The organism is Streptomyces sp. NBC_01465, from assembly GCF_036227325.1.
Taxonomy (GTDB): domain Bacteria; phylum Actinomycetota; class Actinomycetes; order Streptomycetales; family Streptomycetaceae; genus Streptomyces.
The window spans coordinates 3,565,511-3,590,261 of record NZ_CP109467.1 but is presented as its reverse complement, the minus strand read 5'-3'; the positions used below and the strand labels follow the sequence as shown (position 1 = coordinate 3,590,261).

At 66.0% G+C, this 24,751-nt stretch carries 19 protein-coding genes and 3 rRNA genes; 18 read left to right on the top strand and 4 right to left on the bottom strand.

Annotated elements, in window-relative coordinates:
• Window positions 1-3: 3 nt before the first annotated feature.
• Window positions 4-831, top strand: coding sequence for a pyrroline-5-carboxylate reductase (proC, locus tag OG707_RS16920; protein WP_329119045.1), 828 nt, complete (start codon window positions 4-6; stop codon window positions 829-831).
• Here the strand turns inward: proC and trpS are convergent.
• On the bottom strand, window positions 828-1,829 hold the full coding sequence (gene trpS / locus OG707_RS16915; protein ID WP_329119043.1) for a tryptophan--tRNA ligase: 1,002 nt from the start codon (window positions 1,827-1,829) through the stop codon (window positions 828-830). The two genes, proC and trpS, sit on opposite strands and share 4 nt — an antisense overlap.
• 748 nt (window positions 1,830-2,577) lie before the next feature.
• Between trpS and OG707_RS16910 the strand changes: the two genes are divergently transcribed.
• The 11 genes from OG707_RS16910 to OG707_RS16860 all read left to right on the top strand — a co-directional run bounded on the left by OG707_RS16910 (window position 2,578) and on the right by OG707_RS16860 (window position 14,555).
• Window positions 2,578-4,103, top strand: a 16S ribosomal RNA gene (locus OG707_RS16910).
• A 302-nt stretch (window positions 4,104-4,405) separates the two neighbouring features.
• A 23S ribosomal RNA gene (locus tag OG707_RS16905) occupies window positions 4,406-7,531 on the top strand.
• 77 nt (window positions 7,532-7,608) lie between these two features.
• Window positions 7,609-7,725 (top strand): 5S ribosomal RNA (rrf, locus tag OG707_RS16900).
• The 16S, 23S and 5S rRNA genes sit together here, the layout of an rRNA operon.
• Before the next feature lie 67 nt (window positions 7,726-7,792).
• The gene (locus OG707_RS16895) at window positions 7,793-8,437 is read left to right on the top strand and encodes an HAD family hydrolase (protein WP_329119041.1); all 645 of its coding nucleotides are present in this window, start codon (window positions 7,793-7,795) and stop codon (window positions 8,435-8,437) included.
• 41 nt (window positions 8,438-8,478) lie between these two features.
• Window positions 8,479-9,702 carry an MFS transporter gene (locus OG707_RS16890; protein WP_329119039.1) on the top strand — a complete coding sequence of 408 codons (1,224 nt, stop codon included), beginning with the start codon at window positions 8,479-8,481 and terminating at the stop codon, window positions 9,700-9,702.
• On the top strand, window positions 9,653-10,831 hold the full coding sequence (locus tag OG707_RS16885; protein WP_329119037.1) for an acetoin utilization protein AcuC: 1,179 nt from the start codon (window positions 9,653-9,655) through the stop codon (window positions 10,829-10,831). Before OG707_RS16890 ends, OG707_RS16885 begins: the two co-directional genes overlap by 50 nt.
• 93 nt (window positions 10,832-10,924) lie before the next feature.
• A complete protein-coding gene (locus OG707_RS16880; RefSeq protein WP_329119034.1) occupies window positions 10,925-11,740 on the top strand; it encodes a phosphatase in 816 nt (271 codons plus the stop codon).
• Window positions 11,741-11,869: 129 nt separating this feature from the next.
• Window positions 11,870-12,082, top strand: a complete 213-nt coding sequence (locus OG707_RS16875; protein WP_206963731.1) for a helix-turn-helix domain-containing protein — start codon at window positions 11,870-11,872, stop codon at window positions 12,080-12,082.
• Between the two features lie 132 nt (window positions 12,083-12,214).
• Window positions 12,215-12,313 (top strand): 30S ribosomal protein bS22, encoded by a 99-nt coding sequence (locus OG707_RS16870; protein ID WP_003948845.1) that lies wholly within the window; start codon window positions 12,215-12,217, stop codon window positions 12,311-12,313.
• A 168-nt stretch (window positions 12,314-12,481) separates the two neighbouring features.
• Entirely contained in the window at window positions 12,482-13,531 is a 1,050-nt protein-coding gene (locus OG707_RS16865; RefSeq protein ID WP_329119031.1) for an NAD-dependent epimerase/dehydratase family protein, read from the top strand.
• A gap of 1 nt (window position 13,532) precedes the next feature.
• A complete protein-coding gene (locus tag OG707_RS16860; protein WP_329119029.1) occupies window positions 13,533-14,555 on the top strand; it encodes a lysophospholipid acyltransferase family protein in 1,023 nt (340 codons plus the stop codon).
• 183 nt (window positions 14,556-14,738) lie between these two features.
• Here the strand turns inward: OG707_RS16860 and OG707_RS16855 are convergent, their stop codons facing one another.
• The 3 genes from OG707_RS16855 to OG707_RS16845 form a co-directional block, all read right to left on the bottom strand.
• A complete protein-coding gene (locus tag OG707_RS16855) occupies window positions 14,739-15,908 on the bottom strand; it encodes a DUF5667 domain-containing protein (RefSeq protein WP_329119027.1) in 1,170 nt (389 codons plus the stop codon).
• A 201-nt stretch (window positions 15,909-16,109) separates the two neighbouring features.
• Complete coding sequence (locus OG707_RS16850; RefSeq protein WP_329119025.1) at window positions 16,110-16,916, bottom strand: ECF subfamily RNA polymerase sigma factor, BldN family; 807 nt, start codon at window positions 16,914-16,916, stop codon at window positions 16,110-16,112.
• Window positions 16,917-17,213: 297 nt separating this feature from the next.
• Entirely contained in the window at window positions 17,214-18,158 is a 945-nt protein-coding gene (locus OG707_RS16845; protein ID WP_329119023.1) for an HAD family hydrolase, read from the bottom strand.
• A 116-nt stretch (window positions 18,159-18,274) separates the two neighbouring features.
• Between OG707_RS16845 and OG707_RS16840 the strand changes: the two genes are divergently transcribed.
• The 6 genes from OG707_RS16840 to hemB all read left to right on the top strand — a co-directional run bounded on the left by OG707_RS16840 (window position 18,275) and on the right by hemB (window position 24,723).
• Window positions 18,275-18,550, top strand: coding sequence for a glutaredoxin family protein (locus OG707_RS16840; protein ID WP_329119021.1), 276 nt, complete (start codon window positions 18,275-18,277; stop codon window positions 18,548-18,550).
• Window positions 18,551-18,824: 274 nt separating this feature from the next.
• Window positions 18,825-19,550 (top strand): redox-sensing transcriptional repressor Rex, encoded by a 726-nt coding sequence (locus OG707_RS16835; protein ID WP_329119019.1) that lies wholly within the window; start codon window positions 18,825-18,827, stop codon window positions 19,548-19,550.
• On the top strand, window positions 19,547-21,049 hold the full coding sequence (locus tag OG707_RS16830) for a glutamyl-tRNA reductase (RefSeq protein ID WP_329119017.1): 1,503 nt from the start codon (window positions 19,547-19,549) through the stop codon (window positions 21,047-21,049). Before OG707_RS16835 ends, OG707_RS16830 begins: the two co-directional genes overlap by 4 nt.
• Window positions 21,046-22,002: a hydroxymethylbilane synthase gene (hemC, locus tag OG707_RS16825; protein WP_329119014.1), complete on the top strand. Its 957-nt coding sequence runs from the start codon at window positions 21,046-21,048 to the stop codon at window positions 22,000-22,002. Before OG707_RS16830 ends, hemC begins: the two co-directional genes overlap by 4 nt.
• Entirely contained in the window at window positions 21,999-23,657 is a 1,659-nt protein-coding gene (locus tag OG707_RS16820) for a bifunctional uroporphyrinogen-III C-methyltransferase/uroporphyrinogen-III synthase (protein WP_329119013.1), read from the top strand. The genes hemC and OG707_RS16820 overlap by 4 nt, the downstream gene beginning before the upstream one ends.
• A gap of 82 nt (window positions 23,658-23,739) precedes the next feature.
• Window positions 23,740-24,723, top strand: a complete 984-nt coding sequence (hemB, locus tag OG707_RS16815) for a porphobilinogen synthase (RefSeq protein WP_329119011.1) — start codon at window positions 23,740-23,742, stop codon at window positions 24,721-24,723.
• Window positions 24,724-24,751: the final 28 nt, after the last annotated feature.

Sequence of the window (24,751 nt, the reverse complement as noted above, 5' to 3'; positions counted from 1 at the left end):
ACGATGACGAAGGCCACGGCCACGACCCAGACCGTCGCAGTCCTGGGTACGGGAAAGATCGGCGAGGCCCTCCTCTCGGGCATGATCCGAGCCGGCTGGCACCCCAAGAACCTCCTGGTCACCACGCGCCGCCCGGAACGAGCCGAAGAACTCAGCACCCGCTACGGCGTAGAAGCGGTCACCACGGCCGAGGCGGCCAAGCGCGCGGAAACCCTGATCCTGGCGGTCAAGCCCCAGGACATGGGCAAGCTCCTCGACGAACTGGCCCCCCACACCACCCCCGCGCACCTCCTCATCAGCGCGGCGGCGGGCATCCCCACCACGTTCATCGAGGACCGCCTCCCGCACGAGACCCCCGTGGTCCGCGTCATGCCGAACACCCCGGTCCTGGTGGACGAAGGCATGTCGGTGATCTCAGCAGGCACCCACGCCACACCAACCCACCTCACGCACACCACCGAGATCTTCGGCGCGGTGGGCAAGACCCTCCGCGTCCCGGAATCCCAGCAGGACGCGGCAACGGCCCTCTCCGGCTCGGGCCCGGCGTACTTCTACTACCTGGTCGAAGCAATGACCGACGCCGGAATCCTCCTCGGCCTCCCGCGCGCCCAGGCCCACGACCTGATCGTCCAGGCGGCGATCGGCGCGGCGGTCATGCTCCGGGACAGCGGCGAACACCCGGTAAAACTCCGCGAAGCGGTGACAAGCCCGGCCGGCACCACCATCAGCGCGATCCGCGAGCTGGAGAACCACGGCGTACGAGCAGCCCTGATCGCCGCCCTGGAAGCAGCCCGCGACCGAAGCCGCGAGCTGGCCTCCGGCAACGGCTAGGGCTCCAACAGCCCAATCGCCGCGTAAGCAGCATCAACAACAGGCCGAGCGAGCCCACGAGCCCGCTCGGCCCCGGCCTTCAGCACGGCCTGCACATGCCCAGGATCAGCAGCAAGCTCCGCATGCCGCTCCCGAACGGGCCGAAGCAGCTCCACCACAGCCTCGGCGACATCGCGCTTCAACGCCCCGTACCCCGAGTACTGCTCCGCGAGCTCCCCGGCCTCCTTCCCCGTACAGGCGGCCAGGATCTCCAGCAGATTGGCAACGCCCGGACTGCTCTCCCGGTCGTACACGACATCGCTGCCCCCGTCGGTCACCGCCCGCATGACCTTCTTCCGTACGACATCGGCGTCATCGAGCAGATAGACGATCCCCGCAGCCGCCCCGGTGCCCAGCGACTTCCCCATCTTCCCGCTGGGATCCTGCAGGTCCATGACCCGAGCGGCCACGGGCGGCCGAGTGGCACGAGGCACGACAAAGGTCTGCCCGTACCGCTGGTTGAACCGCACCGCCAGATCCCGCGCCAGCTCGACGTGCTGCGTCTGATCGTCCCCGACGGGCACTTCATCGGTGCGGTACGCCAAAATATCGGCGGCCATCAGCGCCGGATACGTGAGCAGCGACAGCCGCACACTCTCCCCGCGCTCCCGCGCCTGCGCGACCTTCTCCTTGTACTGGATCATGCGCCGCATCTCCCCGTCGGAGGCGGTGCACTCCATCAGGTACGACAGCCGCGCATGCTCATCCACATGGCTCTGCACGAACACCACGCACTGCTCCGGATCGAGCCCCGCAGCCAGCAACAACGTCGCCGCCTGCCGACTGAGCCTCCGCACCCGCGCCGGATCGTGCTCCATGGTCAGCGCATGCAGATCCACCACACAGAACAGCGCCTCGGCCCGGTACTGGTCGACCTCGGCCCACTGCCGTACGGCTCCCAGGTAGTTCCCCAGCGTCAGATGCCCGGTCGGCTTGACCCCACTGAAGACGGTCGTCATCTCTTCTCAACCTCCTGATCGGGCCCACCGCCACCAGCGACCGGCCTCCCGGAGGGAGATACAGAAACGGCCGCCGAAGCGGCGGCCGTTGGTACATGCGCAAGTGCCGGCCGCCGTCAGGCGGCCCACCACTGAAGGATGCACGCATGCGTTGTCATGACTCCACTGTAGCCACGAGACCTCGGCTTGACACGGGTTTCGCCGCTCCGTAATGTTCTCCGAGCTGTCCGACGTGAGTGCCGACCCCGGTCGGTCCCCGGACAGCCATCTCGCAACAACCATTTAGAACGAACGACGTCTAGTCGTTTCATTCCTATTGGCGCGCGCGAAATGAGGATCCAAACCCCGATTAGCGTCGGGGGCCAGGAATCCGCTAAAGTCTCACTCGTCGGAACGGCCCAACAGCCGGAAAGACAACCCAGATTGAATGTCCCGCCGACTGGGAATCAGGCCCGAAAGGATCTGATAGAGTCGGAAACGCAAGACCGAAGGGAAGCGCCCGGAGGAAAGCCCGAGAGGGTGAGTACAAAGGAAGCGTCCGTTCCTTGAGAACTCAACAGCGTGCCAAAAGTCAACGCCAGATATGTTGATACCCCGGCCCACTTCGGTGGGTTGGTGGTTCCTTTGAAAAAGACCTTGTCTCTTAACTGAAGGCAAGGCAACACAGCGAGGACGCAGTGAACGGTCGGTCCTATTCCGACATGACCGTTCCGCTCTTCCGATGTGTGATCCCGATTACGGGAAAACATTCACGGAGAGTTTGATCCTGGCTCAGGACGAACGCTGGCGGCGTGCTTAACACATGCAAGTCGAACGATGAAGCCTTTCGGGGTGGATTAGTGGCGAACGGGTGAGTAACACGTGGGCAATCTGCCCTTCACTCTGGGACAAGCCCTGGAAACGGGGTCTAATACCGGATAACACCGGGTTCCGCATGGGACCTGGTTAAAAGCTCCGGCGGTGAAGGATGAGCCCGCGGCCTATCAGCTTGTTGGTGGGGTGATGGCCTACCAAGGCGACGACGGGTAGCCGGCCTGAGAGGGCGACCGGCCACACTGGGACTGAGACACGGCCCAGACTCCTACGGGAGGCAGCAGTGGGGAATATTGCACAATGGGCGAAAGCCTGATGCAGCGACGCCGCGTGAGGGATGACGGCCTTCGGGTTGTAAACCTCTTTCAGCAGGGAAGAAGCGAAAGTGACGGTACCTGCAGAAGAAGCACCGGCTAACTACGTGCCAGCAGCCGCGGTAATACGTAGGGTGCGAGCGTTGTCCGGAATTATTGGGCGTAAAGAGCTCGTAGGCGGCTTGTCACGTCGGTTGTGAAAGCCCGGGGCTTAACCCCGGGTCTGCAGTCGATACGGGCAGGCTAGAGTGTGGTAGGGGAGATCGGAATTCCTGGTGTAGCGGTGAAATGCGCAGATATCAGGAGGAACACCGGTGGCGAAGGCGGATCTCTGGGCCATTACTGACGCTGAGGAGCGAAAGCGTGGGGAGCGAACAGGATTAGATACCCTGGTAGTCCACGCCGTAAACGTTGGGAACTAGGTGTTGGCGACATTCCACGTCGTCGGTGCCGCAGCTAACGCATTAAGTTCCCCGCCTGGGGAGTACGGCCGCAAGGCTAAAACTCAAAGGAATTGACGGGGGCCCGCACAAGCAGCGGAGCATGTGGCTTAATTCGACGCAACGCGAAGAACCTTACCAAGGCTTGACATCGCCCGGAAAGCCGTAGAGATACGGCCCCCCTTGTGGTCGGGTGACAGGTGGTGCATGGCTGTCGTCAGCTCGTGTCGTGAGATGTTGGGTTAAGTCCCGCAACGAGCGCAACCCTTGTTCTGTGTTGCCAGCATGCCCTTCGGGGTGATGGGGACTCACAGGAGACTGCCGGGGTCAACTCGGAGGAAGGTGGGGACGACGTCAAGTCATCATGCCCCTTATGTCTTGGGCTGCACACGTGCTACAATGGCCGGTACAATGAGCTGCGATGCCGCGAGGCGGAGCGAATCTCAAAAAGCCGGTCTCAGTTCGGATTGGGGTCTGCAACTCGACCCCATGAAGTCGGAGTTGCTAGTAATCGCAGATCAGCATTGCTGCGGTGAATACGTTCCCGGGCCTTGTACACACCGCCCGTCACGTCACGAAAGTCGGTAACACCCGAAGCCGGTGGCCCAACCCCTTGTGGGAGGGAGCTGTCGAAGGTGGGACTGGCGATTGGGACGAAGTCGTAACAAGGTAGCCGTACCGGAAGGTGCGGCTGGATCACCTCCTTTCTAAGGAGCATCTAGATTCCGCAAGGAATCCAGAGCCACTACGTCGGCAAATGTTCGACGGTGGTTAGCTCATGGGTGGAACGTTGACTACTCGGCACGGTCTCTTCAGCACAACAAGTACTGCTTCGGCGTGGAACGTTGAGCGAAGAGGGATCGGGTCGGGCACGCTGTTGGGTATCTGAAGGTACGGGCTCGTTTGAGTCTGTCCTTCGGTTGCCGGCCCCGGTACAGCACCGCGTGAGTGGTGTATGACGGGTGGTTGGTCGTTGTTTGAGAACTGCACAGTGGACGCGAGCATCTGTGGCCAAGTTTTTAAGGGCGCACGGTGGATGCCTTGGCACCAGGAACCGATGAAGGACGTGGGAGGCCACGATAGTCCCCGGGGAGCCGTCAACCAGGCTTTGATCCGGGGGTTTCCGAATGGGGAAACCCGGCAGTCGTCATGGGCTGTCACCCATACCTGAACACATAGGGTATGTGGAGGGAACGAGGGGAAGTGAAACATCTCAGTACCCTCAGGAAGAGAAAACAACCGTGATTCCGGGAGTAGTGGCGAGCGAAACCGGATGAGGCCAAACCGTATGCGTGTGATACCCGGCAGGGGTTGCGCATGCGGGGTTGTGGGATCTCTCTTTCACAGTCTGCCGGCTGTGAGACGAGTCAGAAACCGTATGGATAGGCGAAGGACATGCGAAAGGTCCGGCGTAGAGGGTAAGACCCCCGTAGCTGAAATTCATGCGGCTCGTTTGAGAGACACCCAAGTAGCACGGGGCCCGAGAAATCCCGTGTGAATCTGGCGGGACCACCCGCTAAGCCTAAATATTCCCTGGTGACCGATAGCGGATAGTACCGTGAGGGAATGGTGAAAAGTACCGCGGGAGCGGAGTGAAATAGTACCTGAAACCGTGTGCCTACAAGCCGTGGGAGCGTCGCTCATTGAGTTTACTCAATGGGTCGTGACTGCGTGCCTTTTGAAGAATGAGCCTGCGAGTTAGCGGTGTGTAGCGAGGTTAACCCGTGTGGGGAAGCCGTAGCGAAAGCGAGTCCGAATAGGGCGATTGAGTTGCACGCTCTAGACCCGAAGCGGAGTGATCTAGCCATGGGCAGGTTGAAGCGGCTGTAAGAGGTCGTGGAGGACCGAACCCACCAGGGTTGAAAACCTGGGGGATGACCTGTGGTTAGGGGTGAAAGGCCAATCAAACTCCGTGATAGCTGGTTCTCCCCGAAATGCATTTAGGTGCAGCGTCGTGTGTTTCTTGCCGGAGGTAGAGCACTGGATAGGCGATGGGCCCTACCGGGTTACTGACCTTAGCCAAACTCCGAATGCCGGTAAGTGAGAGCACGGCAGTGAGACTGTGGGGGATAAGCTCCATGGTCGAGAGGGAAACAGCCCAGAGCATCGACTAAGGCCCCTAAGCGTACGCTAAGTGGGAAAGGATGTGGAGTCGCAGAGACAACCAGGAGGTTGGCTTAGAAGCAGCCACCCTTGAAAGAGTGCGTAATAGCTCACTGGTCAAGTGATTCCGCGCCGACAATGTAGCGGGGCTCAAGCGTACCGCCGAAGTCGTGTCATTCCAGCACATACCCCCAACGGGGGCTGGGATGGGTAGGGGAGCGTCGTGTGCCGGGTGAAGCCGCGCCGGAAGGCAGTGGTGGACGGTTCACGAGTGAGAATGCAGGCATGAGTAGCGATACACACGTGAGAAACGTGTGCGCCGATTGACTAAGGGTTCCTGGGTCAAGCTGATCTGCCCAGGGTAAGTCGGGACCTAAGGCGAGGCCGACAGGCGTAGTCGATGGACAACCGGTTGATATTCCGGTACCCGCTTTGAAACGCCCAATACTGAATCAGACGATGCTAAGCCCGTGAAGCCGTCCTGATCTCTTCGGAGTTGAGGGAAGTGGTGGAGCCGGTGACCCAGATCTGTACTAGGTAAGCGATGGGGTGACGCAGGAAGGTAGTCCAGCCCGGGCGGTGGTTGTCCCGGGGTAAGGGTGTAGGCCGTGTGATAGGCAAATCCGTCACACATTAAGGCTGAGACCTGATGCCGAGCCGATTGTGGTGAAGTGGATGATCCTATGCTGTCGAGAAAAGCCTCTAGCGAGTTTCATGGCGGCCCGTACCCTAAACCGACTCAGGTGGTCAGGTAGAGAATACCGAGGCGTTCGGGTGAACTATGGTTAAGGAACTCGGCAAAATGCCCCCGTAACTTCGGGAGAAGGGGGGCCATCACCGGTGAAGGAACTTGCTTCCTGAGCTGGGGGTGGCCGCAGAGACCAGCGAGAAGCGACTGTTTACTAAAAACACAGGTCCGTGCGAAGCCGTAAGGCGATGTATACGGACTGACGCCTGCCCGGTGCTGGAACGTTAAGGGGACCGGTTAGTGACCTTTCGGGGTTGCGAAGCTGAGAACTTAAGCGCCAGTAAACGGCGGTGGTAACTATAACCATCCTAAGGTAGCGAAATTCCTTGTCGGGTAAGTTCCGACCTGCACGAATGGCGTAACGACTTCTCGACTGTCTCAACCATAGGCCCGGTGAAATTGCACTACGAGTAAAGATGCTCGTTTCGCGCAGAAGGACGGAAAGACCCCGGGACCTTTACTACAGTTTGATATTGGTGTTCGGTTCGGCTTGTGTAGGATAGGTGGGAGACTTTGAAGCTGTGACGCCAGTCATGGTGGAGTCGCCGTTGAAATACCACTCTGGTCGTGCTGGATGTCTAACCTCGGTCCGTGATCCGGATCAGGGACAGTGTCTGATGGGTAGTTTAACTGGGGCGGTTGCCTCCTAAAGAGTAACGGAGGCGCCCAAAGGTTCCCTCAGCCTGGTTGGCAATCAGGTGTTGAGTGTAAGTGCACAAGGGAGCTTGACTGTGAGACCGACGGGTCGAGCAGGGACGAAAGTCGGGACTAGTGATCCGGCAGTGGCTTGTGGAAGCGCTGTCGCTCAACGGATAAAAGGTACCCCGGGGATAACAGGCTGATCTTCCCCAAGAGTCCATATCGACGGGATGGTTTGGCACCTCGATGTCGGCTCGTCGCATCCTGGGGCTGGAGTCGGTCCCAAGGGTTGGGCTGTTCGCCCATTAAAGCGGTACGCGAGCTGGGTTTAGAACGTCGTGAGACAGTTCGGTCCCTATCCTCTGTGCGCGTAGGAATATTGAGAAGGGCTGTCCCTAGTACGAGAGGACCGGGACGGACGAACCTCTGGTGTGCCAGTTGTCCTGCCAAGGGCATGGCTGGTTGGCTACGTTCGGAAAGGATAACCGCTGAAAGCATCTAAGCGGGAAGCCTGCTTCGAGATGAGTATTCCCACCCCCTTTGAGGGGTTAAGGCTCCCAGTAGACGACTGGGTTGATAGGCCAGATGTGGAAGCCCGGTAACGGGTGGAGCTGACTGGTACTAATAGGCCGAGGGCTTGTCCTCAGTTGCTCGCGTCCACTGTGTTAGTTCTGAAATAACGAACAACCGTGTCCATATCCGGTGGTTCAATTTCATAGTGTTTCGGTGGTCATAGCGTTAGGGAAACGCCCGGTTACATTCCGAACCCGGAAGCTAAGCCTTTCAGCGCCGATGGTACTGCAGGGGGGACCCTGTGGGAGAGTAGGACGCCGCCGAACAATTTTTAGCCTCAACCCCCGAGCGTTTGCTCGGGGGTTGAGGCATTTTTGCGTTTAGGGTCAGGACATGCGATACGACCTGGTCATCTTCGACAACGACGGCGTCCTCGTGGACAGTGAGCCGATCTCCAACACCATCCTCGCCGGATATCTCACCGAGCTGGGACACCCCACCACCTATGAGGAGTCGCTTCGCGACTACATGGGGGCCGCCGTGCACCGGGTGCACGATCTCGTGCTGGAGCGGACCGGGCAGCAGCTGCCCGACGGGTTCGACGACGCGCTGCACGCTCGTGTCTTCGCCGCCTTCGAGCGGGAGCTCGAGCCCGTCGCCGGGGTCGTCGACGTGCTGGGCGGGCTCGTCGCGGAGGGGGTGCCGTACTGCGTGGCCTCGTCCGGGACGCACGAGCGGATCCGGGTGGGGCATCGGAGGACCGGGCTCGACGAGTGGTTCGAGGAGGAGTGGGTCTTCAGCGCCGAGGACGTGGGGCGCGGGAAGCCGGCGCCCGATCTGTTCCTGCATGCCGCCGAGCGGATGGGGGTGTCGCCGGAGCGGTGTGTGGTCGTCGAGGACAGTCCGCTCGGGGTCGCTGCCGCCCAGGCCGCGGGGATGGATGTGTACGGGTTTACGGCGATGACTCCCGAAGAGCGGCTCGCGGGGGCGCAGGGGTATTTCTCGAAGATGGCGGATCTGGGGCAATTGCTTGCTTGATCCATCTACCCATGGGTAGGGCGGGGGCCTAATGTGCGGCCATGACGACAGATGTTCGCCTGCGGCACGGCAGGGTGTCCCTCGGGATCAGCTTCTTCGCGCAGGGCGCGGCCTTCGCTCTGCTGGTGACGAGGATTCCTGCCATCCAGGACCGCTACGAGATATCCGACGGGCTGCTGCCCGTCTTTCTTGCGGCGGTTCCGGTCCTGGCCGGCGTCAGCAGCGTCGTCACGGAGAAGCTGGTGGCGCGGGTGCGGCCCAGTTCCGTACTGCGGTGGGTGCAGCCCGTGGTGATGCTGGCTCTGCTCGGGGTCGCGGCCGGGGACCAGTTGTGGCAGGCGGCCGTGGCGCTGGGGGTGTTCGGGCTGTCCGTGGGGGCGCTGGACGCCTCCATGAACATGCTGGGGGTCAGCCTTCAGCGGGCGTACGGGCGGAGCATCATGCTCGGCTTCCATGCGGCGTACAGCCTCGGCGGGATAGCCGGGGCCTCGCTGGCCTGGGTCGGGGCGCACTGGCATCTGTCGCTGGTGGTGCTGTATCTGCCGGTGGTGGCCGTGCTGGTGCCCGTGTGTCTGGTGGCGAGCCGGTGGTATGCCGATGCGAAGGGTGGGGCTGGCGACGTCGGTGCCGGTGAGGGTGCCGGCGGGGGCGTTGTCTTCAAGATGCTGCTGCCGCTGTGCCTGGTGATGTCGTTCGCGTACATCGGGGACTCGACCGTCTCCAACTGGAGCGCCAAGTATCTGCAGGACGTGCTGGGGAGCTCCGAGCAGCTGGCCACCGTTCCGTACAACGTCTATATGGTGACGACCCTCCTGGGGCGGGCTGTCGGGGACCTCGGGGTGCGGCGGTTCGGGGCTGTGGCGGTCGTGCGGGCGGGGAGTGTGGTGGCTGCTGTGGGGTTCGGGGTGGTGGCTGTGGCGCCCGGGCCCTGGGTGGGGATGGCCGGGTTCACCTTGCTGGGGTTCGGGTTGTGCGTGATCGTGCCGCAGACCTTCGCGGCGGCGGGGCGGTTGTTTCCGGGGAGCAGTGATGCCGCTGTCGCCCGGCTGAACGTTTTCAACTACGTCGGGTTCTTGGTGGGGTCGCCGTTGGTGGGGGCTCTGGGAGACGCCTGGAGCTATCGCGGGGCCATGATCGTGCCGATGGTCCTGGTGCTGGTGACGCTCTTCTATGCCAGGTCGTTCGGGGCCGGGGACGCCCGATACGGTGGCGGGCATGAGCGGCCGCGGACTGTTGATGTGGGACGAAGCAGTAACGAAGTATGACTTCGGGGCCGGGCATCCCATGGATCCGGTGCGGCTGGCGCTGACCATGGGGCTCGTGAGGGCTCTGGGGCTTGATCAGGCTGTTGAGGTTGTTGCGGCGCGGGCTGCCGGGGACTCTACGCTGGGGCTGGTGCACCGGGCTGACTACATCGAGGCCGTACGGGCTGCTTCGGCGGACCCTGGGAGCGCTGATTCCGCGTACGGGATCGGGACCGCTGACGATCCGGCGTTCGTGGGGATGCACGAGGCCTCCGCTCTGATCGCGGGGCAGTCCGTGGGGGCCGCGGAAGCGGTGTGGCGGGGGGATGCCGAGCATGCGGTGAACTTCGCGGGCGGGCTGCATCATGCGATGCCGGGGGCCGCTTCGGGGTTCTGCATCTACAACGATGCCGCTCTGGCTGTGGCGCGGTTGTTGGAGCTCGGGGCCGAGCGGGTCGCGTATGTGGATGTGGACGTCCATCACGGGGACGGGGTCCAGGCCGCATTCTGGGACGATCCGCGGGTGCTGACCATTTCGCTGCACGAGCATCCCCGGATGCTTTTTCCCGGGACCGGGTGGGCCGAGGAGACCGGGGGCGACGGGGCCGGTGAAGGGTCCGCGGTGAATGTCGCGTTGCCGGCGGGGACCGGGGATGCGGGGTGGGTGCGGGCCTTTCATGCGGTGGTGCCTGAGCTGTTGGACGACTTCCGGCCTGATGTGCTCGTTACGCAGCATGGGGCCGATACGCACTTCGAGGATCCGCTGGCGCATCTGGCTGTGTCCGTCGACGGGCAGCGGGCTGTGCAGGTGGCCTGTCATGAGATGGCCCATGCGTATGTGGAGGGTGGGAAGTGGGTTGCTCTGGGTGGGGGTGGATACGCGGTGGTGGATGTGGTGCCGCGGTCCTGGACCCATCTGGTGGGGATCGCCGCGCATGCGGAGGTTGATCCGGAGACGGTAATTCCGGCTTCTTGGCGGGATGAAGTGTTCGCCCGTACGCGGGAGTTGGGGCCCGGTCGGATGACCGATGGGCGGTGGCCCGTGTCGTGGCGGGAGTGGGAGTCGGGGTACGACCCTGCGGATCGGCTCGATCAGGCTGTGCTGGCTGCTCGGCGGGCGGCGTTTCCCTTGCGGGGGTTGCTGGCGTAGCGGGGTGGGATGCGCGCTCGGGCGTTACGCCAACTGTGGGGCGTATTTGGGGTTTTGGCCCCTGGTGTGACCTGGTGCGGCAGCATCGGGAGGGTGTTGAGCACTGGGGCGCTGCGTGCGCATTTGCTGGCCGCCCGGTTGGCCGGGCCCGTGGCCACCTCTCGGGAGGAGAGTCTGCGGAGTTATCGGTTGTTCGCCGCCCGCGATCCTCGTGTGACCCTCGGCCTCGATCCCGAATGGGGGTGGGGGGAAAGGGATTTGTTGCGGCTGATGGCTGACAAATGCGGGGTCTCCGACGATCCTGACCATCGGGCCGGGCCCGATGTCATTGATCCGGAGCTGACGTTGGCGGCGCTCGACGCCTTCGCCGCGCGGCTTGCGGAAGCTGTTGTGCAGGAGGTTCCGGTGCTCTTCGGGACCGGGCATCCGCACCGGCTTCTCGGGTTCTACGCCGAGTTGGCAGACGCTTTGTCGGCGGCGGGGTGTGAGGTTCTCACCCCTGCGCAGGGCCGGAGTGTCGACATAACGACCCGGTTCGGCGTACGTACGTACAACCTTGACTACGTACGGGGAGTCGCGCTGGTGCGTGAAGCAGGCGCGCGAGCCCCCGGTAGTGAGCCCGGCGTGCACACCCATTCTCCACTGCCGGTTCGGGTCGCTCTGGAGGGTGCCGCAGGGGGTGGCGGCAGGCTTCCGGGGCTCGTTGTGGGGGATCACGGGTGGGTCTGCGGTGCAGGTCAGCTGGGTATTGAGGCCATCGGACTGGCGGATACGGATGATCCCGCGCTGTTCGTCGGAGAGGCTGAGGGGCGGGTGTCCGTAGCCGTTCCGCTTGATGACGCTGTGCGGTCTGATTACTACCGACCGCTTACTCGCTATGTACTCAATCGAGCGTGTCTGTCACGGTAGGCGTCCGATGGCTGCTCCTCTTCCCCACTCGCACCACCCGCCCCTAGTCTGGGGAGTGAGCGCACAACGACGAAGAGTCACCGGAAGGGGAAGCCGGTGCCCGTCGTGTGCGGAAGGTTCAGGTGGGTCATGGCTGCTGGCAGTGAGAGGCCTCTCAACGAGGTCAAGTTCCTGACCGTGGCGGAAGTCGCCTCGGTAATGCGAGTGTCCAAGATGACCGTGTACCGACTGGTGCACAGCGGTCATCTGCCGGCGATCCGGGTGGGAAGGTCCTTCCGGGTGCCGGAGCAAGCGGTTCACGAGTACCTTCGCGAGTCCTTCGTGGGGGTCGAAACAGCGTAGAAAGGCCTAGGGGGGCCTGGGGTCTTCCCTCGGATTACGTCCCTCACTCGGCGGCAGGTAGGCTAGGCCGACGTAGGTCGTGTGGGCCCAGACGCCCCGCACCGAGTGAAAATGAAGTGAGCGAGGGTAGTCGTGGGCTCTGTTATCAAGAAGCGGCGCAAGCGGATGGCTAAGAAGAAGCACCGCAAGCTGCTCAAGCGCACCCGCGTTCAGCGTCGCAACAAGAAGTAAGCGGCAGCTGTACGTGTTTCCGAAGCCCTTCCACCAGCACGGTGGGAGGGCTTCGGTGCGTTCTGGGGGCAGTGGGGGCGGTGACTTCATGCATCGTGCGGTCATCACAGCGCAACATCGAACCGATACGGTGGCCGTTGTGGCAGACCGAAGGGGGAGGCGCTGATCTTGGGGAAGGTCGTGCTCGTCACCGGAGTGGCCCGGCAGCTCGGGGGCCGGCTTGTACGGCGTATCCAGCGCGATCCCGAGGTGGACCGGGTGATCGGGGTGGATGTCGTACCGCCCGGGCACAGTCTGGGCGACGCCCTGTTCGTACGGGCCGACATCCGCCAGCCCACGATCGCCCGCGTCCTGGCCGAGCACGAGGTCGACACCGTCGTGCACATGGACGTCACGGGGACGCCGCTGGGCAAGGGCGGCAGCCGGGCGTCGGTCAAGGAGAACAACGTCATCGGCACCATGCAGCTGCTGGGTGCCTGCCAGAAGTCGCCGACCGTCAAGCGGCTGGTGATCAAGTCCAGTACGAGCGTGTACGGGTCGGCGCCGCGGGATCCGGCCGTCTTCACCGAGACCACGCCGCCCAAGTCGCTGCCCAGCGGTGGCTTCGCCAAGGACGCGGTCGAGGTCGAGGGGTATGTGCGGGGCTTCGCCCGGCGGCGGCCCGATGTGGCCGTGTGTGTGCTGCGGTTCGCCAACATCCTGGGGCCCAGGGCCGATTCGCCGCTGGTCGAGTATCTGTCGCTGCCGGTCCTGCCGACGGTTTTCGGGTACGACCCGCGGCTGCAGTTCGTGCACGAGGACGATGTCGTCGACGTGCTGCGGGTCGCTGTGCACGAGCCTCGGCGCGGGACCCTCAACAGCGGGACCTTCAATATCGCGGGTGAGGGCGTACTGCTGCTCTCGCAGTGTTCGCGGCGGCTGGGGCGGCCCACGGTGCCGGTGCTGCTGCCGGCCGTGACCTGGGTGGGATCCGCGTTGCGTACGGTGGGCGTGACCGACTTCTCGCCCGAGCAGATCCGGTTGCTGACGCACGGGCGGGTCGTGTCGACCACGCAGATGCGGGAGACGCTCGGGTTCGTACCCGCCTACTCGACCGCGGAGGCCTTCGAGGACTTCGCGTGCAGCCGGGGGGTTGGGCTGCTGCCGCCCGAGGTACTCGCCCGCACCGTCGACCGGGTCTCCGGATTTGTCTCTTCTGCCGGCAAGGAGCGCAGCTGACATGGCCGATGCCAAGGTCATCCCCTTCGGTGACGAACCGAGGACCAGGCGGGCCAGGAACACGAAGGCCAAGCGGACCTCGGGGCGCAGTGCGGCGACGCCCTCGCCGCTCGCGCCCGTACCCGAGCGGGAGCCGGAGCAGGCCGAGACGGTCCCTGCGGAGGCTCCTGAGGCGGCCGGCGGCGCGGGGTGGGAGCGGAGGATCGCCGGGGGGCTGTCCTTCCTGCGGAGGCGGATCACCGGGGACTACGAGGTCGACGAGTTCGGGTACGACAAGGAGCTCACCGACCAGGTCCTGATGTCGATGGTGCGGCCCCTGTACGAGAAGTACTTCCGGGTGGAAGTGAAGGGGATCGAGAACATCCCGGCCGAGGGCGGTGCGCTGGTCGTCGCCAACCACTCCGGGACGCTGCCGCTGGACGGGCTGATGCTTCAGGTCGCGGTGCACGATCACCATCCGGCACAGCGGCATCTGCGGCTGCTGGCCGCGGATCTGGTGTTCATGCTGCCGGTCGTCAATGAGCTGGCCCGCAAGGCCGGGCACACGCTGGCGTGCGCCGAGGACGCGGAGCGGCTGCTGCAGCGGGGCGAGGTGGTCGGGGTGATGCCGGAGGGGTTCAAGGGCATCGGGAAGCCCTTCGGCGACCGGTACAAGCTGCAGCGGTTCGGGCGGGGCGGCTTTGTGTCGACGGCGCTGCGGGCGGGGGCGCCGATCGTGCCGTGCTCGATCGTGGGGGCGGAGGAGATCTACCCGATGATCGGGAACGCGAAGACGGTGGCGCGGGTGCTGGGCTTCCCGTACTTCCCGATCACGCCTACGTTTCCGTGGCTCGGGCCGCTGGGGATGGTGCCGCTGCCGACGAAGTGGACGATCCAGTTCGGCGAGCCGATCCCCACGGACGGGTATCCGGCGGAGGCGGCCGAGGACCCGATGCTGATGTTCAACCTGACCGATCAGGTCCGGGAACAGATTCAGCACACGTTGTACAAGTTGCTGGTGCAGCGGCGGTCCGTGTTCTTCTGACCGGGCCCTCCGGGTCGGCGGCCGGAGGCCGGCGCAGCTGTCCGAAGCCCGCGGAGCGGTGCGAGGGCAGCAGATGGGAGGGGCCGCTTCATAAGTTGCTGGTGCAGCGGCGGTCGGTCTTCTTCTGACCTTGCAGGGACAGCAAATGGCCGGGCCCCTTTCGGGGTCCGGCCATTTTTCTTGCTACTTGGCGTCCTCGCCGTCGATGCCCAGGCCCGGCAGGAGGCCGGGGAGCAGCGGCGGGAGGGTGACGTCCGGGGGCGTCGTCTTCTTGCCGTCCTTGCCGGTGGCGGGGGTGCTGCTCGTGCCCGTTTCCGGGGGGTTGAGCAGGCCGCCCGTGTTGCCGCCGATGAGGCCGCCCGTGCCCGTGGAGCCGGAGGCTGACGGGTGCGGGGTGTTGCCCGTCGTGCTGCCGCCGTGGGTGGGGGCGGAGGAGGTCGACGGGTGGGTGGTGCCCGTGGAGTCCGTGGTGGAGCCGCCGGTGCCCGTACGGCCCGTGCTGCGGCCGGGTGGGCTCGGCAGCAGGGACTGCAGGGGGGCGACTTCCTGGTCTATGGCGTCGAAGACCGAGTTGACCTCGTTGCTCATGTCGGTGAGCTGGGCCGGCAGTCGGCGCTGGAGCTGGCTCCAGGTGTCGCGGTGGGACTGCGCGAAGGAGGAGAGGGCCTGGATCGGGCCCAGTGCTCCGTTGCGCGCGTACGCCTCGTGGAGGAGGCGGTGTCCCTCGGTCGCGTCGTGCTTCATGCCGGTCAGGGCGCGCCTGACCTCGCCCAGCTGCTCGTGGTCGAGCTGGCCGGCCTTGTCCCGCTCCATGAGGCGGCGTGCCTCCTGGAGGCGGGTGGACGCCTGGTCCAGGTAGATCTCGCCGCGGTCGGCGTTGTTGTCCGCCATCCCGAGTTTGAGATCTTCCATGCCCCGCTTCAGCCCGTACAGCGAATCACCGGGGAGGGCGTTGGAACTGGCAGCGGCCACGCCGCTGAAAGCCCCGGCCGCGACACCGACGGTGAGTCCGCCCGCAGCGATGCCCTTGGACCAGCGGGAGCGGGGGCGCAATTTCCGGAGCGAGGTCGCCCTGTGGGCGCCGCGGCCGGTCCGCTGCTCGGGCACCTGAGGGCCCGCCGATGCACCTCCCTCGGCGAACATGGCCTCCATGGCTGCCACGAGCTGGGCTCGTTGCACCACTTTGACCTCAGGGTCCAGCTCGGGCGTCGGCCGTGCGCCGATGCTGTTCGCCAGGGACAGCAGCCCCTCGGGGTCTGGCTGTTGCTCAGCCGCCGTGTCCTGGAGATTCTGATCCTCCAGGGCCTGGGCGAAGGCGTTCGCCCGCCGGTGTGCCGAAACGTGTCCGATCACTGGCGGCACCTCCTCTCGTCATGACCATCGACTCCCCTCGGGGTCCAGAAGGTTGCACACCTTGAGCGCTTGCACACTTTCGAGTGAGCGCCTGCGGGCGTGGCGTGACCACAGGGAGCCTGCATCCCGCTCAACGAGCCGCACGGCACTTGGGTTACGGACGAAGGATGATCGGACCGCAGCGCCAAGGGAAATGTCGGGTCAGCGGGCATCGTCGGGAAGGAGCCGGGCCAGTGTTCGTACGGCCCGGTACTGCAAGGTCTTGATCGCACCCTCGTTCTTGCCCATGACCCGTGCCGTCTCCGCGACCGACAGGCCCTGGAGGAACCGGAGCGTGACGCACTCCTGCTGCTGGGGGTTGAGCTTGCGGACCGCCTCGAGGAGGGCCGCGTTGGAGAGGGATTCGAGGACGGAGTCCTCGGGCGATCGCTCGACCTCGTTGGCGTCGAGCATTTCGCCCGTGGTCACTTCGAGCCTGAAACGGCTCGACTTGAAGTGGTCGGCGACCAGGTTGCGGGCGATCGTGACCAGCCAGGCGCCGAAGTCACGGCCCTGCCAGGTGAAGGTGGAGATACGGCGCAGGGCGCGCAGGAAGGTCTCGCTGGTGAGATCCTCCGCCGTCGCCTTCCCGCCGACGCGGTAGTAGATGTAGCGGTAGACGGTGTCGCTGTACTGGTCGTACAGGCGGCCGAAGGCGTCGGCCTCGCCGGCCTGGGCCCGTTCGACCAGTTCCATCATGCGGGCGCTGTCGCTGTCGGCCGTGGGGCGCTTTGGTGTCGGCGCAGCGGTTGTTGCGGTGGACGTGCCGCCACGGGCGCTCCGTCTGCCGACCGCCGCGCTGCTTTCGGCGAGCGCGTAGCAGGGGCCGACGGGCGTGAGCGTGGCGGGCACAGGGGTGGCGAAGGCGGGTACGGCGTACGCGGTGGGGACGAAGCCGCGCAAGCGGTCGGCGACCGTTGCGCGCAGCGTAGCCAGGCCCGAGGCGTCAACCCCGACGTGTGGGTACACGGGACTCCCAGAGGCAGAGCTTCCATCACGTGCAGTGCTGGACCGGTCACCCGAGGTGTTGGTGGGTGGGGTCCGGTATGCGTCTGAGGAGAATAACGCTTCGTACAGGCAGTGCTACACCCAGTTGCTCAAATCATCGATTCCGTCGCTTCTGTTACGTCTTGGCGGCGGATCAAGTAGCACTTCGTGACCGATTGTTGATCAGATTGCGTCACGATCTGGTTGGCTGCGAGGGCACTTGTGGCCGAGTCGTGGGAACGGGACTGGCGGGGGCCCGGCGCGGGTACGACGTCCGGTTCAGCGGCGGCGGCGGTGCAGGGCCACCGCGGCGGCCGTGCCGCCCGCGATCGCGCCGACGCCGGCGGCGGCCGGGATGCCGACCTTGGCCGCCTTGCGGCCGGTGCGGTAGTCGCGCAGACGCCATTCGCGCTCGCGGGCGTGGCGGCGGAGTTTGGCGTCCGGGTTGATCGCGTACGGGTGTCCGACGAGCGAGAGCATCGGGATGTCGTTGTGCGAGTCGCTGTACGCGGCGCAGCGGGCGAGGTCGAGGCCCTCGGCGGCGGCCAGGGCGCGTACGGCCTCTGCCTTCGCGGGGCCGTGCAGGGGCTCGCCGACCAGGCGTCCCGTGTAGACGCCGTCGACGGACTCGGCGACCGTACCGAGCGCGCCGGTCAGTCCGAGGCGGCGCGCGATGATCGTCGCGGTCTCGACGGGGGCGGCGGTGACCAGCCAGACCTTCTGGCCCGCGTCGAGGTGGGCCTGGGCGAGGGCGCGGGTGCCGGGCCAGATGCGGTCGGCCATGTACTCGTCGTAGATCTCCTCGCCGATGGACATCAGCTCGGAGACGCGGTGGCCCTTGACGATGGACAGGGCGCTGTCGCGCGCGTCCTGCATGTGCTCGGGGTCCTCGATGCCGGCGAGCCGGAACCAGGTCTGCTGCCAGGCGAACTTGGCGAGCTCGCGGCGCTGGAAGAACTTGCGCTTGTAGAGGCCCCGGCCGAAGTGGAAGAGGGCGGCGCCCTGCATCACGGTGTTGTCGAGGTCGAAGAAGGCGGCGGCGAGGTCGTCGCCGACGACGGGGAACTCGGGCTCTCTCGCGGTGTCCTCGTCGCCCTGTTCCTGCTGGGCGTGTGCCAGCTCTTGCGACGACTTGCGGGCTGCCTCGGCTGCGGCCTCGCCTGCCAGCACACTGCGTGCCGTGGCGGAGCGCCTACGAGGGGTGAGCCATCCCAGTGCGGCCATGTCGTGAGCATAGCCAGTCTGTTCGGTGCTTCCCGACTCGTGGGGATGCCATGGCGTGAACTCTCTGGGGCGGGGTTGTTAACCGGGTGACCTTGGGACGGGCCGAGAATGGGGTCATGAGTCCCTTGCTGCGGCGTGCCAAGAAGAACCCCGGTGAGCGTGTGGTCACCTTGATCGGGAAGAGCGGGTGTCATCTCTGCGACGACGCGCGTGAGGTCGTCTCCCGGGTGTGCGGGGAAGTGGGCGCCGGCTGGGAGGAGAAGAGCATCGAGGAGGACGCGGAGCTCTACCGGGAGTACTGGGAGCAGATCCCCGTCGTACTCATTGATGGGGAGCAGCACACCTTCTGGCGGGTCGATGCCGATCGGCTTCGACGCGCACTGGGGGCTTAATCGCGAAAAACGGCTACCATCGTGGGCGATTTGAGCGGTCTCGGGGGCGTAGTCGTGAGGAGTGTGTGCGGTTTTGCCCCCTTCGGGTTCTCAACGGATCGGAATGGCCTGCGGTTCCAAGATCGCGGTGCCGAAGTGCGTGACCCCGGTCACTTTGGTCGGACAAAGCGGACACCATCTTTGTGCACGCGTTCACAAAGACATAGCCTGCATTCGACGGGGCGGTCCTGGGACAAGTGGCCGCCTGCAGCCTCGCTCATCCCGCAGGAGCACCGTGGCAACTGGCCGAACTCACCGACCGGCGACCCGTAGCCGAGGAATCCCCGAGGCCACCGTCGCCCGACTTCCGTTGTACCTCCGCGCCCTCACCGGGCTTTCGGAGCGTTCCGTACCCACCGTTTCATCCGAGGAACTGGCCGCTGCGGCCGGGGTCAACTCCGCGAAACTGCGGAAGGACTTCTCGTATCTCGGGTCCTACGGGACGCGTGGGGTGGGATACGACGTCGAGTACCTCGTCTATCAGATCTCGCGCGAGCTGGGGCTCACCCAGGACTGGCCGGTCGTGATTGTCGGTATCGGTAATCTCGGTGCCGCGCTGGCGAATTACGGGGGATTCGCCTCCCGCGGGTTCCGGGTCGCGGCCCTGATCGACGCCGATCCCGCGATGGCCGGGAAGCCCGTCGCCGGAATGCCCGTGCAGCACAGTGACGATCTCGAAAAGATCATTACGGACAACGGTGTCTCCATCGGGGTCATCGCGACTCCGGCCGGCGCCGCGCAGCCCGTGTGCGACCGGCTGGTCGCAGCGGGTGTCACCTCGATCCTCAACTTCGCGCCCACCGTGCTGTCCGTGCCGGAAGGCGTGGACGTACGGAAGGTCGATCTCTCCATCGAGCTGCAGATCCTCGCCTTCCACGAGCAGCGCAAGGCCGGCGAGAGCGCTGCGGCCGACGAGCGGAAGGGACCCGACGGGGAGCTGCCCGCCGTGATGCCGGCATGAGTCTTCTGGTCGTCGGGCTGAGTCACCGCAGTGCGCCCGTGAGCGTGCTGGAGCGGGCGTCTCTCTCCGCTGATGCGCAGGCCAAGCTGTTGCAGGACACGCTCGCTTCGGAGCCCGCGGTCGAGGCCGCGGTGCTCGCGACGTGCAACCGCATCGAGCTCTACGCCGACGTGGACAAGTTCCATGCGGGTGTTGCCGAACTGTCGACGCTGCTCGCCCAGCACAGCGGGGTGGGGCTCGACGAGCTCACTCCGTATCTCTATGTGCACTACGAGGACCGCGCCGTCCACCACCTCTTCTCGGTGGCCTGCGGGCTCGACTCCATGGTCGTCGGCGAGGGGCAGATCCTCGGGCAGATCAAGGACGGTCTGGCGCGCGGGCAGGAACTGCACACCGCCGGGCGGCTGTTGAACGACCTCTTCCAGCAGGCACTGCGCGTCGGCAAGCGCGCGCACTCCGAGACCGGCATCGACCGGGCGGGCCAGTCGCTGGTCACCTTCGGTCTTCAGCAGCTCTCCGATGGTGCTGAAGTGGCTGACTGGGCCAAGGGGAAGCGCGCGCTGGTGATCGGCGCGGGCTCCATGTCCTCACTGGCCGCCGCGACGATCGCCCGCGCGGGGGTGGCTGAAATCGCCGTCGCCAACCGGACGTTGACACGTGCCGAGCGGCTCGCGGAGATCCTCGGGTCCGCCGGCACGGGAGTTGTGGCGCGCGCCATCCCGATGGAGGACGTACGGGACGAGCTGTCCCGCGCCGACGTCGTCATCTCCTGTACGGGCGCGACCGGCCTCGTACTGACCGCGGACGCGGTGGCAGAGGTGCTCGGCCAGGACTCCGTACCGGCCGCGCGGCCTTCGGTGCCTGCGCCGGGCCGTGAGGCTCGCGCCGACGCGATGGAGCAGCACGGCGCGTGGGCCGAGGAGGTTGCCCCCGCCGTACGGGAGCGGGCTGCCGCCGCGGGCGGGCCCGTACGGCTCGCGCTGCTCGACCTCGCCATGCCGCGTGACATCGACGGTGCCGTGCACCACCTCGAGGGTGTGCGGCTCGTCGACATCGAGTCGCTCGCCGATGCTTCCGCCGACGCCCCGATGGCCGCCGACGTGGACGCCGTGCGCGCCATCGTCTCCGACGAGGTCGCCGCCTTCGGCGCCGCTCAGCGCGCCGCGCACATCACCCCGACCGTCGTCGCCCTGCGCACCATGGCCGCCGGCGTCGTCGCCGGTGAGATCGCGCGGCTCGACGGGCGCCTTCCCGACCTGGACGACAAGCAGCGCGCCGAGATCACGCAGACCGTGCGCCGCGTCGTCGACAAGCTCCTGCACGCGCCCACCGTGCGGGTGAAGCAGCTCGCGAGCGAGCCCGGCGGCGCCGGGTACGCGGACGCGCTGCGTGAACTCTTCGACCTCGACCCGCAGACGGTCGCCGCCGTCAGCCGGGCGGATCTGACAGAGCTGACCGACCTGAAGACCGCTGATTTGAAGAACCGAGGGCAGGCATGAGTGATGCCTTGAGGCTCGGGACCAGGCGAAGCAAGCTCGCCATGGCCCAGTCAGGAATGATCGCCGAGGCGGTGCAGCAGATCACCGGCCGTGCCGTGGAGCTCGTCGAGATCACCACGTACGGGGACACCTCGCGTGAGCACCTCGCGCAGATCGGCGGCACGGGAGTCTTCGTGACCGCGCTGCGCGATGCGCTGGTGCGAGGTGAAGTCGACTTCGCCGTCCACTCGTTGAAGGACCTGCCGACCGCGCAGCCCGACGATCTGGTGCTGGCCGCGATTCCCGTACGGGAGGACCCGCGCGACGTCCTCGTCGCACGCGACGGGCTGACCTTCGAGCAGCTGCCGGACGGGGCCCGCGTGGGCACCGGTTCGCCGCGGCGCATGGCGCAGCTGAACGCGTACGCGCGCAGCCACGGGCTGCGCATCGAGACCGTGCCGATCCGGGGGAACATCGACACCCGCGTCGGATACGTACGAAGTGGTGAGCTGGATGCGGTGGTTCTTGCCGCCGCCGGGCTCAACCGCATCGGGCGGGGCGCGGAAGTCACCGACTTCCTCCCCACCGACACCATCCTGCCCGCCCCCGGCCAGGGGGCCCTGGCAGTCGAGTGCACGGCAGCCGATGCCGACCTCGTTGCCCAGCTCGCCGAGCTCGACGACCCGTACACTCGGGCCGCCGTGACCGCCGAGCGATCTCTGCTCGCCGCCCTGGAGGCCGGTTGCAGTGCGCCTGTTGGTGCACTGGCCGACGTCCTGGCCGACGGGCAGAACCACACTGAAATGCGCCTGCGCGGCGTCGTCGGCTCGATCGACGGCTCCGAGCTGGTGCAGCTGTCCACCACCGGTCCCGTACCCACGTCGCACGAAGGCATTGTGGCTCTGGGGCGCGAACTCGCGTCCGAGATGCTCGCCAAGGGTGCGGCCGGTCTTATGGGGGAGCGAGCACGATGAACCCCACCGCCCCGAACCTTCCCGCCATTCCCGGACACGGGCACGTCACCTTCCTGGGTGCCGGGCCCGGCGATCCGGGGCTGCTCACACTGCGCGCCGTCGAGGCGCTCGCTCGTGCGGACGTACTCGTCGCCGAGGAGGATGTGCTCGGTGTCGTACGCGGGCATGCGCGCGCGAACGTAAGCACGCCTCAGCTGACGGTTGTTGACGAAGCGTCAACAGCCGCCGGTATCCCGGCCATCCGAGATGCCGCCAATCTTGTCATGGAGGCCGCGAGGTCCGGCAGGCGGGTCGTCCGTGCTGTCGCCGGTGACCCCGGGCTCGACGGGTGGGCGGGCGAGGAGATGCTCGCCTGCGCCGCCGAGGGGATTCCCTTCGAGGTCGTACCGGGTGTGGCGACGGCGGTGGGCGTGCCCGCGTACGCCGGTGTGCCGCTGCGTGACGCGCACGGTGCCGATGTGCGGTTCGTGGATGCGCGTACGGCTTCCAGCCGCTGCTGGACGGAGGTCGGCGCGAGCGATGCGACGGCCGTCGTCACCACGACGCTGGACACCGTGGCCGCGGCCGCCGGTGAGCTGGTCTCCGCCGGGCGCAAGCCCGACACCCCGATGACCGTGACGGTCGCGGGCACCACGACCCGGCAGCGGACGTGGTCCGCGACGCTGGGTACGGTCGCCCAGGTGCTGAAGCAGGCCAAGGTGCTCCCTTCGCCGGACGGGCACCAGTCGGTCATAGCCGTGGTCGGTGAGCGCAGTGCCGCTGCCCAGCGCGACCAGCTCGCGTGGTTCGAGTCGAAGCCGCTCTTCGGGTGGCGGGTGCTGGTTCCGCGTACGAAGGAGCAGTCGGCTTCGCTCTCCGACCAGTTGCGGAGCTATGGGGCGGTGCCTCATGAGGTGCCGACGATCGCTGTTGAGCCGCCCAGGACGCCGCAGCAGATGGAGCGGGCGGTCAAGGGGCTCGTCACCGGTCGGTACGAGTGGATCGCTTTCACGAGTGTCAACGCCGTGAAGGCGGTGCGTGAGAAGTTCGAGGAGTACGGGCTCGACGCGCGGGCCTTCGCCGGGATCAAGGTCGCGGCGGTGGGCGAGCAGACCGCTGCCTCGCTGGTGGAGTTCGGGGTCAAGCCCGATCTGGTGCCGAGCGGTGAGCAGTCGGCTGCGGGCTTGTTGGAGGACTGGCCGCCGTACGACCCGGTCTTCGACCCGATCGACCGTGTCTTCCTGCCGCGTGCGGACATCGCGACCGAGACGCTGGTCGCGGGGCTCATCGAGCTCGGGTGGGAGGTCGACGACGTCACGGCTTATCGGACCGTGCGTGCTTCGCCGCCGCCGGCCGATACGCGTGAGGCCATCAAGGGCGGGGGATTCGACGCTGTTCTCTTCACGTCGTCGAGCACTGTGCGGAACCTGGTGGGCATTGCGGGCAAGCCGCACAACGTGACGGTCATTGCCTGTATTGGTCCTGCTACGGCGAAGACCGCAGAGGAGCACGGGCTGCGGGTCGACGTCATGGCGCCCGAGCCGTCCGTGCACAAGCTGGCCGAGGCCCTCGCGGAGTTCGGCGCGGCGCGCCGGGACGCGGCGAAGGAAGCGGGCGAGGTGCCGTGCAGGCCGAGCGAGCGGCGCCCCGGGGGGCGTCGGCGGCGTACGACCTGAGGCGTAGCCTCGTGGGGGGCCCGGGTGTTGACCGGGCCCCCGACCCTGAAGTTGCTGGACCCTGAACATGCTGGAGACGTACGTGAGTTCTTCGTTCCCGGGGGCCAGGCCCCGCCGACTGCGCACCAACCCCGCGATGCGGCGGATGGTCGCGGAGACGCGGCTGCACCCGTCCGATCTGATCCTTCCCGCCTTCGTACGGGAGGGAATCAGCGAGCCGACGCCGATCTCGGCGATGCCGGGCGTCGTCCAGCACACGCGGGACACCTTGCGGAAGGCGGCAGTCGAAGCTGTCTCGGCCGGTGTCGCGGGGATCATGCTCTTCGGGGTGCCGGAGGACGCGAAGAAGGACGCCGTCGGGTCGGCGGGGACCGATCCGGACGGGATTCTGCAGGTCGCGCTGCGGGACGTGCGGGCCGAGGTGGGCGACGATCTCGTGATCATGTCCGACCTGTGCCTGGACGAGTACACCGACCACGGGCACTGCGGAGTGCTGACGGAGGACGGGCGCGTCGACAACGACGCGACGCTGGAGCGGTACGCCGAGATGGCGCAGGTCCAGGCGGACGCGGGCGCCCATGTGGTGGGGCCGAGCGGGATGATGGACGGTCAAGTCGGTGTCGTGCGCGACGCGTTGGACCAGATCGGGAAGGAGGACGTCTCGATCCTGGCGTACACCGTCAAGTACTCGTCCGCCTTCTACGGTCCGTTCCGGGAGGCTGTTGGTTCGTCGCTGACCGGTGACCGCAAGACGTACCAGCAGGACCCGGCCAATGTGCGCGAGTCGATGCGGGAGCTGGCACTCGACCTGGAGGAGGGCGCGGACATGGTCATGGTGAAGCCGGCCGGGCCCTACCTGGACGTGCTGGCGCGGGTCGCGGACTCGGTGGACGTGCCGGTCGCCGCGTACCAGATCAGCGGGGAGTACTCGATGATCGAGGCCGCCGCCGAGCGCGGGTGGATCGACCGGGACAAGGCGATCATGGAGTCGCTGACGGGGATCAAGCGGGCGGGCGCGAACATGATCCTGACGTACTGGGCGACGGAGGTCGCGCGGCAGTTCTGAGTTCTGAGGTTGCTGATGAGCCCCGCTG

Coding starts and splice junctions, on each gene's coding strand:
- proC (WP_329119045.1), top strand. CDS start 4: ATGACGAAGGCCACGGCCACGACCCAGACCGTCGCAGTCCTGGGTACG.
- trpS (WP_329119043.1), bottom strand. CDS start 1,829: ATGACGACCGTCTTCAGTGGGGTCAAGCCGACCGGGCATCTGACGCTG.
- OG707_RS16895 (WP_329119041.1), top strand. CDS start 7,793: ATGCGATACGACCTGGTCATCTTCGACAACGACGGCGTCCTCGTGGAC.
- OG707_RS16890 (WP_329119039.1), top strand. CDS start 8,479: ATGACGACAGATGTTCGCCTGCGGCACGGCAGGGTGTCCCTCGGGATC.
- OG707_RS16885 (WP_329119037.1), top strand. CDS start 9,653: ATGAGCGGCCGCGGACTGTTGATGTGGGACGAAGCAGTAACGAAGTAT.
- OG707_RS16875 (WP_206963731.1), top strand. CDS start 11,870: ATGGCTGCTGGCAGTGAGAGGCCTCTCAACGAGGTCAAGTTCCTGACC.
- OG707_RS16860 (WP_329119029.1), top strand. CDS start 13,533: ATGGCCGATGCCAAGGTCATCCCCTTCGGTGACGAACCGAGGACCAGG.
- OG707_RS16845 (WP_329119023.1), bottom strand. CDS start 18,158: ATGGCCGCACTGGGATGGCTCACCCCTCGTAGGCGCTCCGCCACGGCA.
- OG707_RS16840 (WP_329119021.1), top strand. CDS start 18,275: ATGAGTCCCTTGCTGCGGCGTGCCAAGAAGAACCCCGGTGAGCGTGTG.
- OG707_RS16830 (WP_329119017.1), top strand. CDS start 19,547: ATGAGTCTTCTGGTCGTCGGGCTGAGTCACCGCAGTGCGCCCGTGAGC.
- hemC (WP_329119014.1), top strand. CDS start 21,046: ATGAGTGATGCCTTGAGGCTCGGGACCAGGCGAAGCAAGCTCGCCATG.
- OG707_RS16820 (WP_329119013.1), top strand. CDS start 21,999: ATGAACCCCACCGCCCCGAACCTTCCCGCCATTCCCGGACACGGGCAC.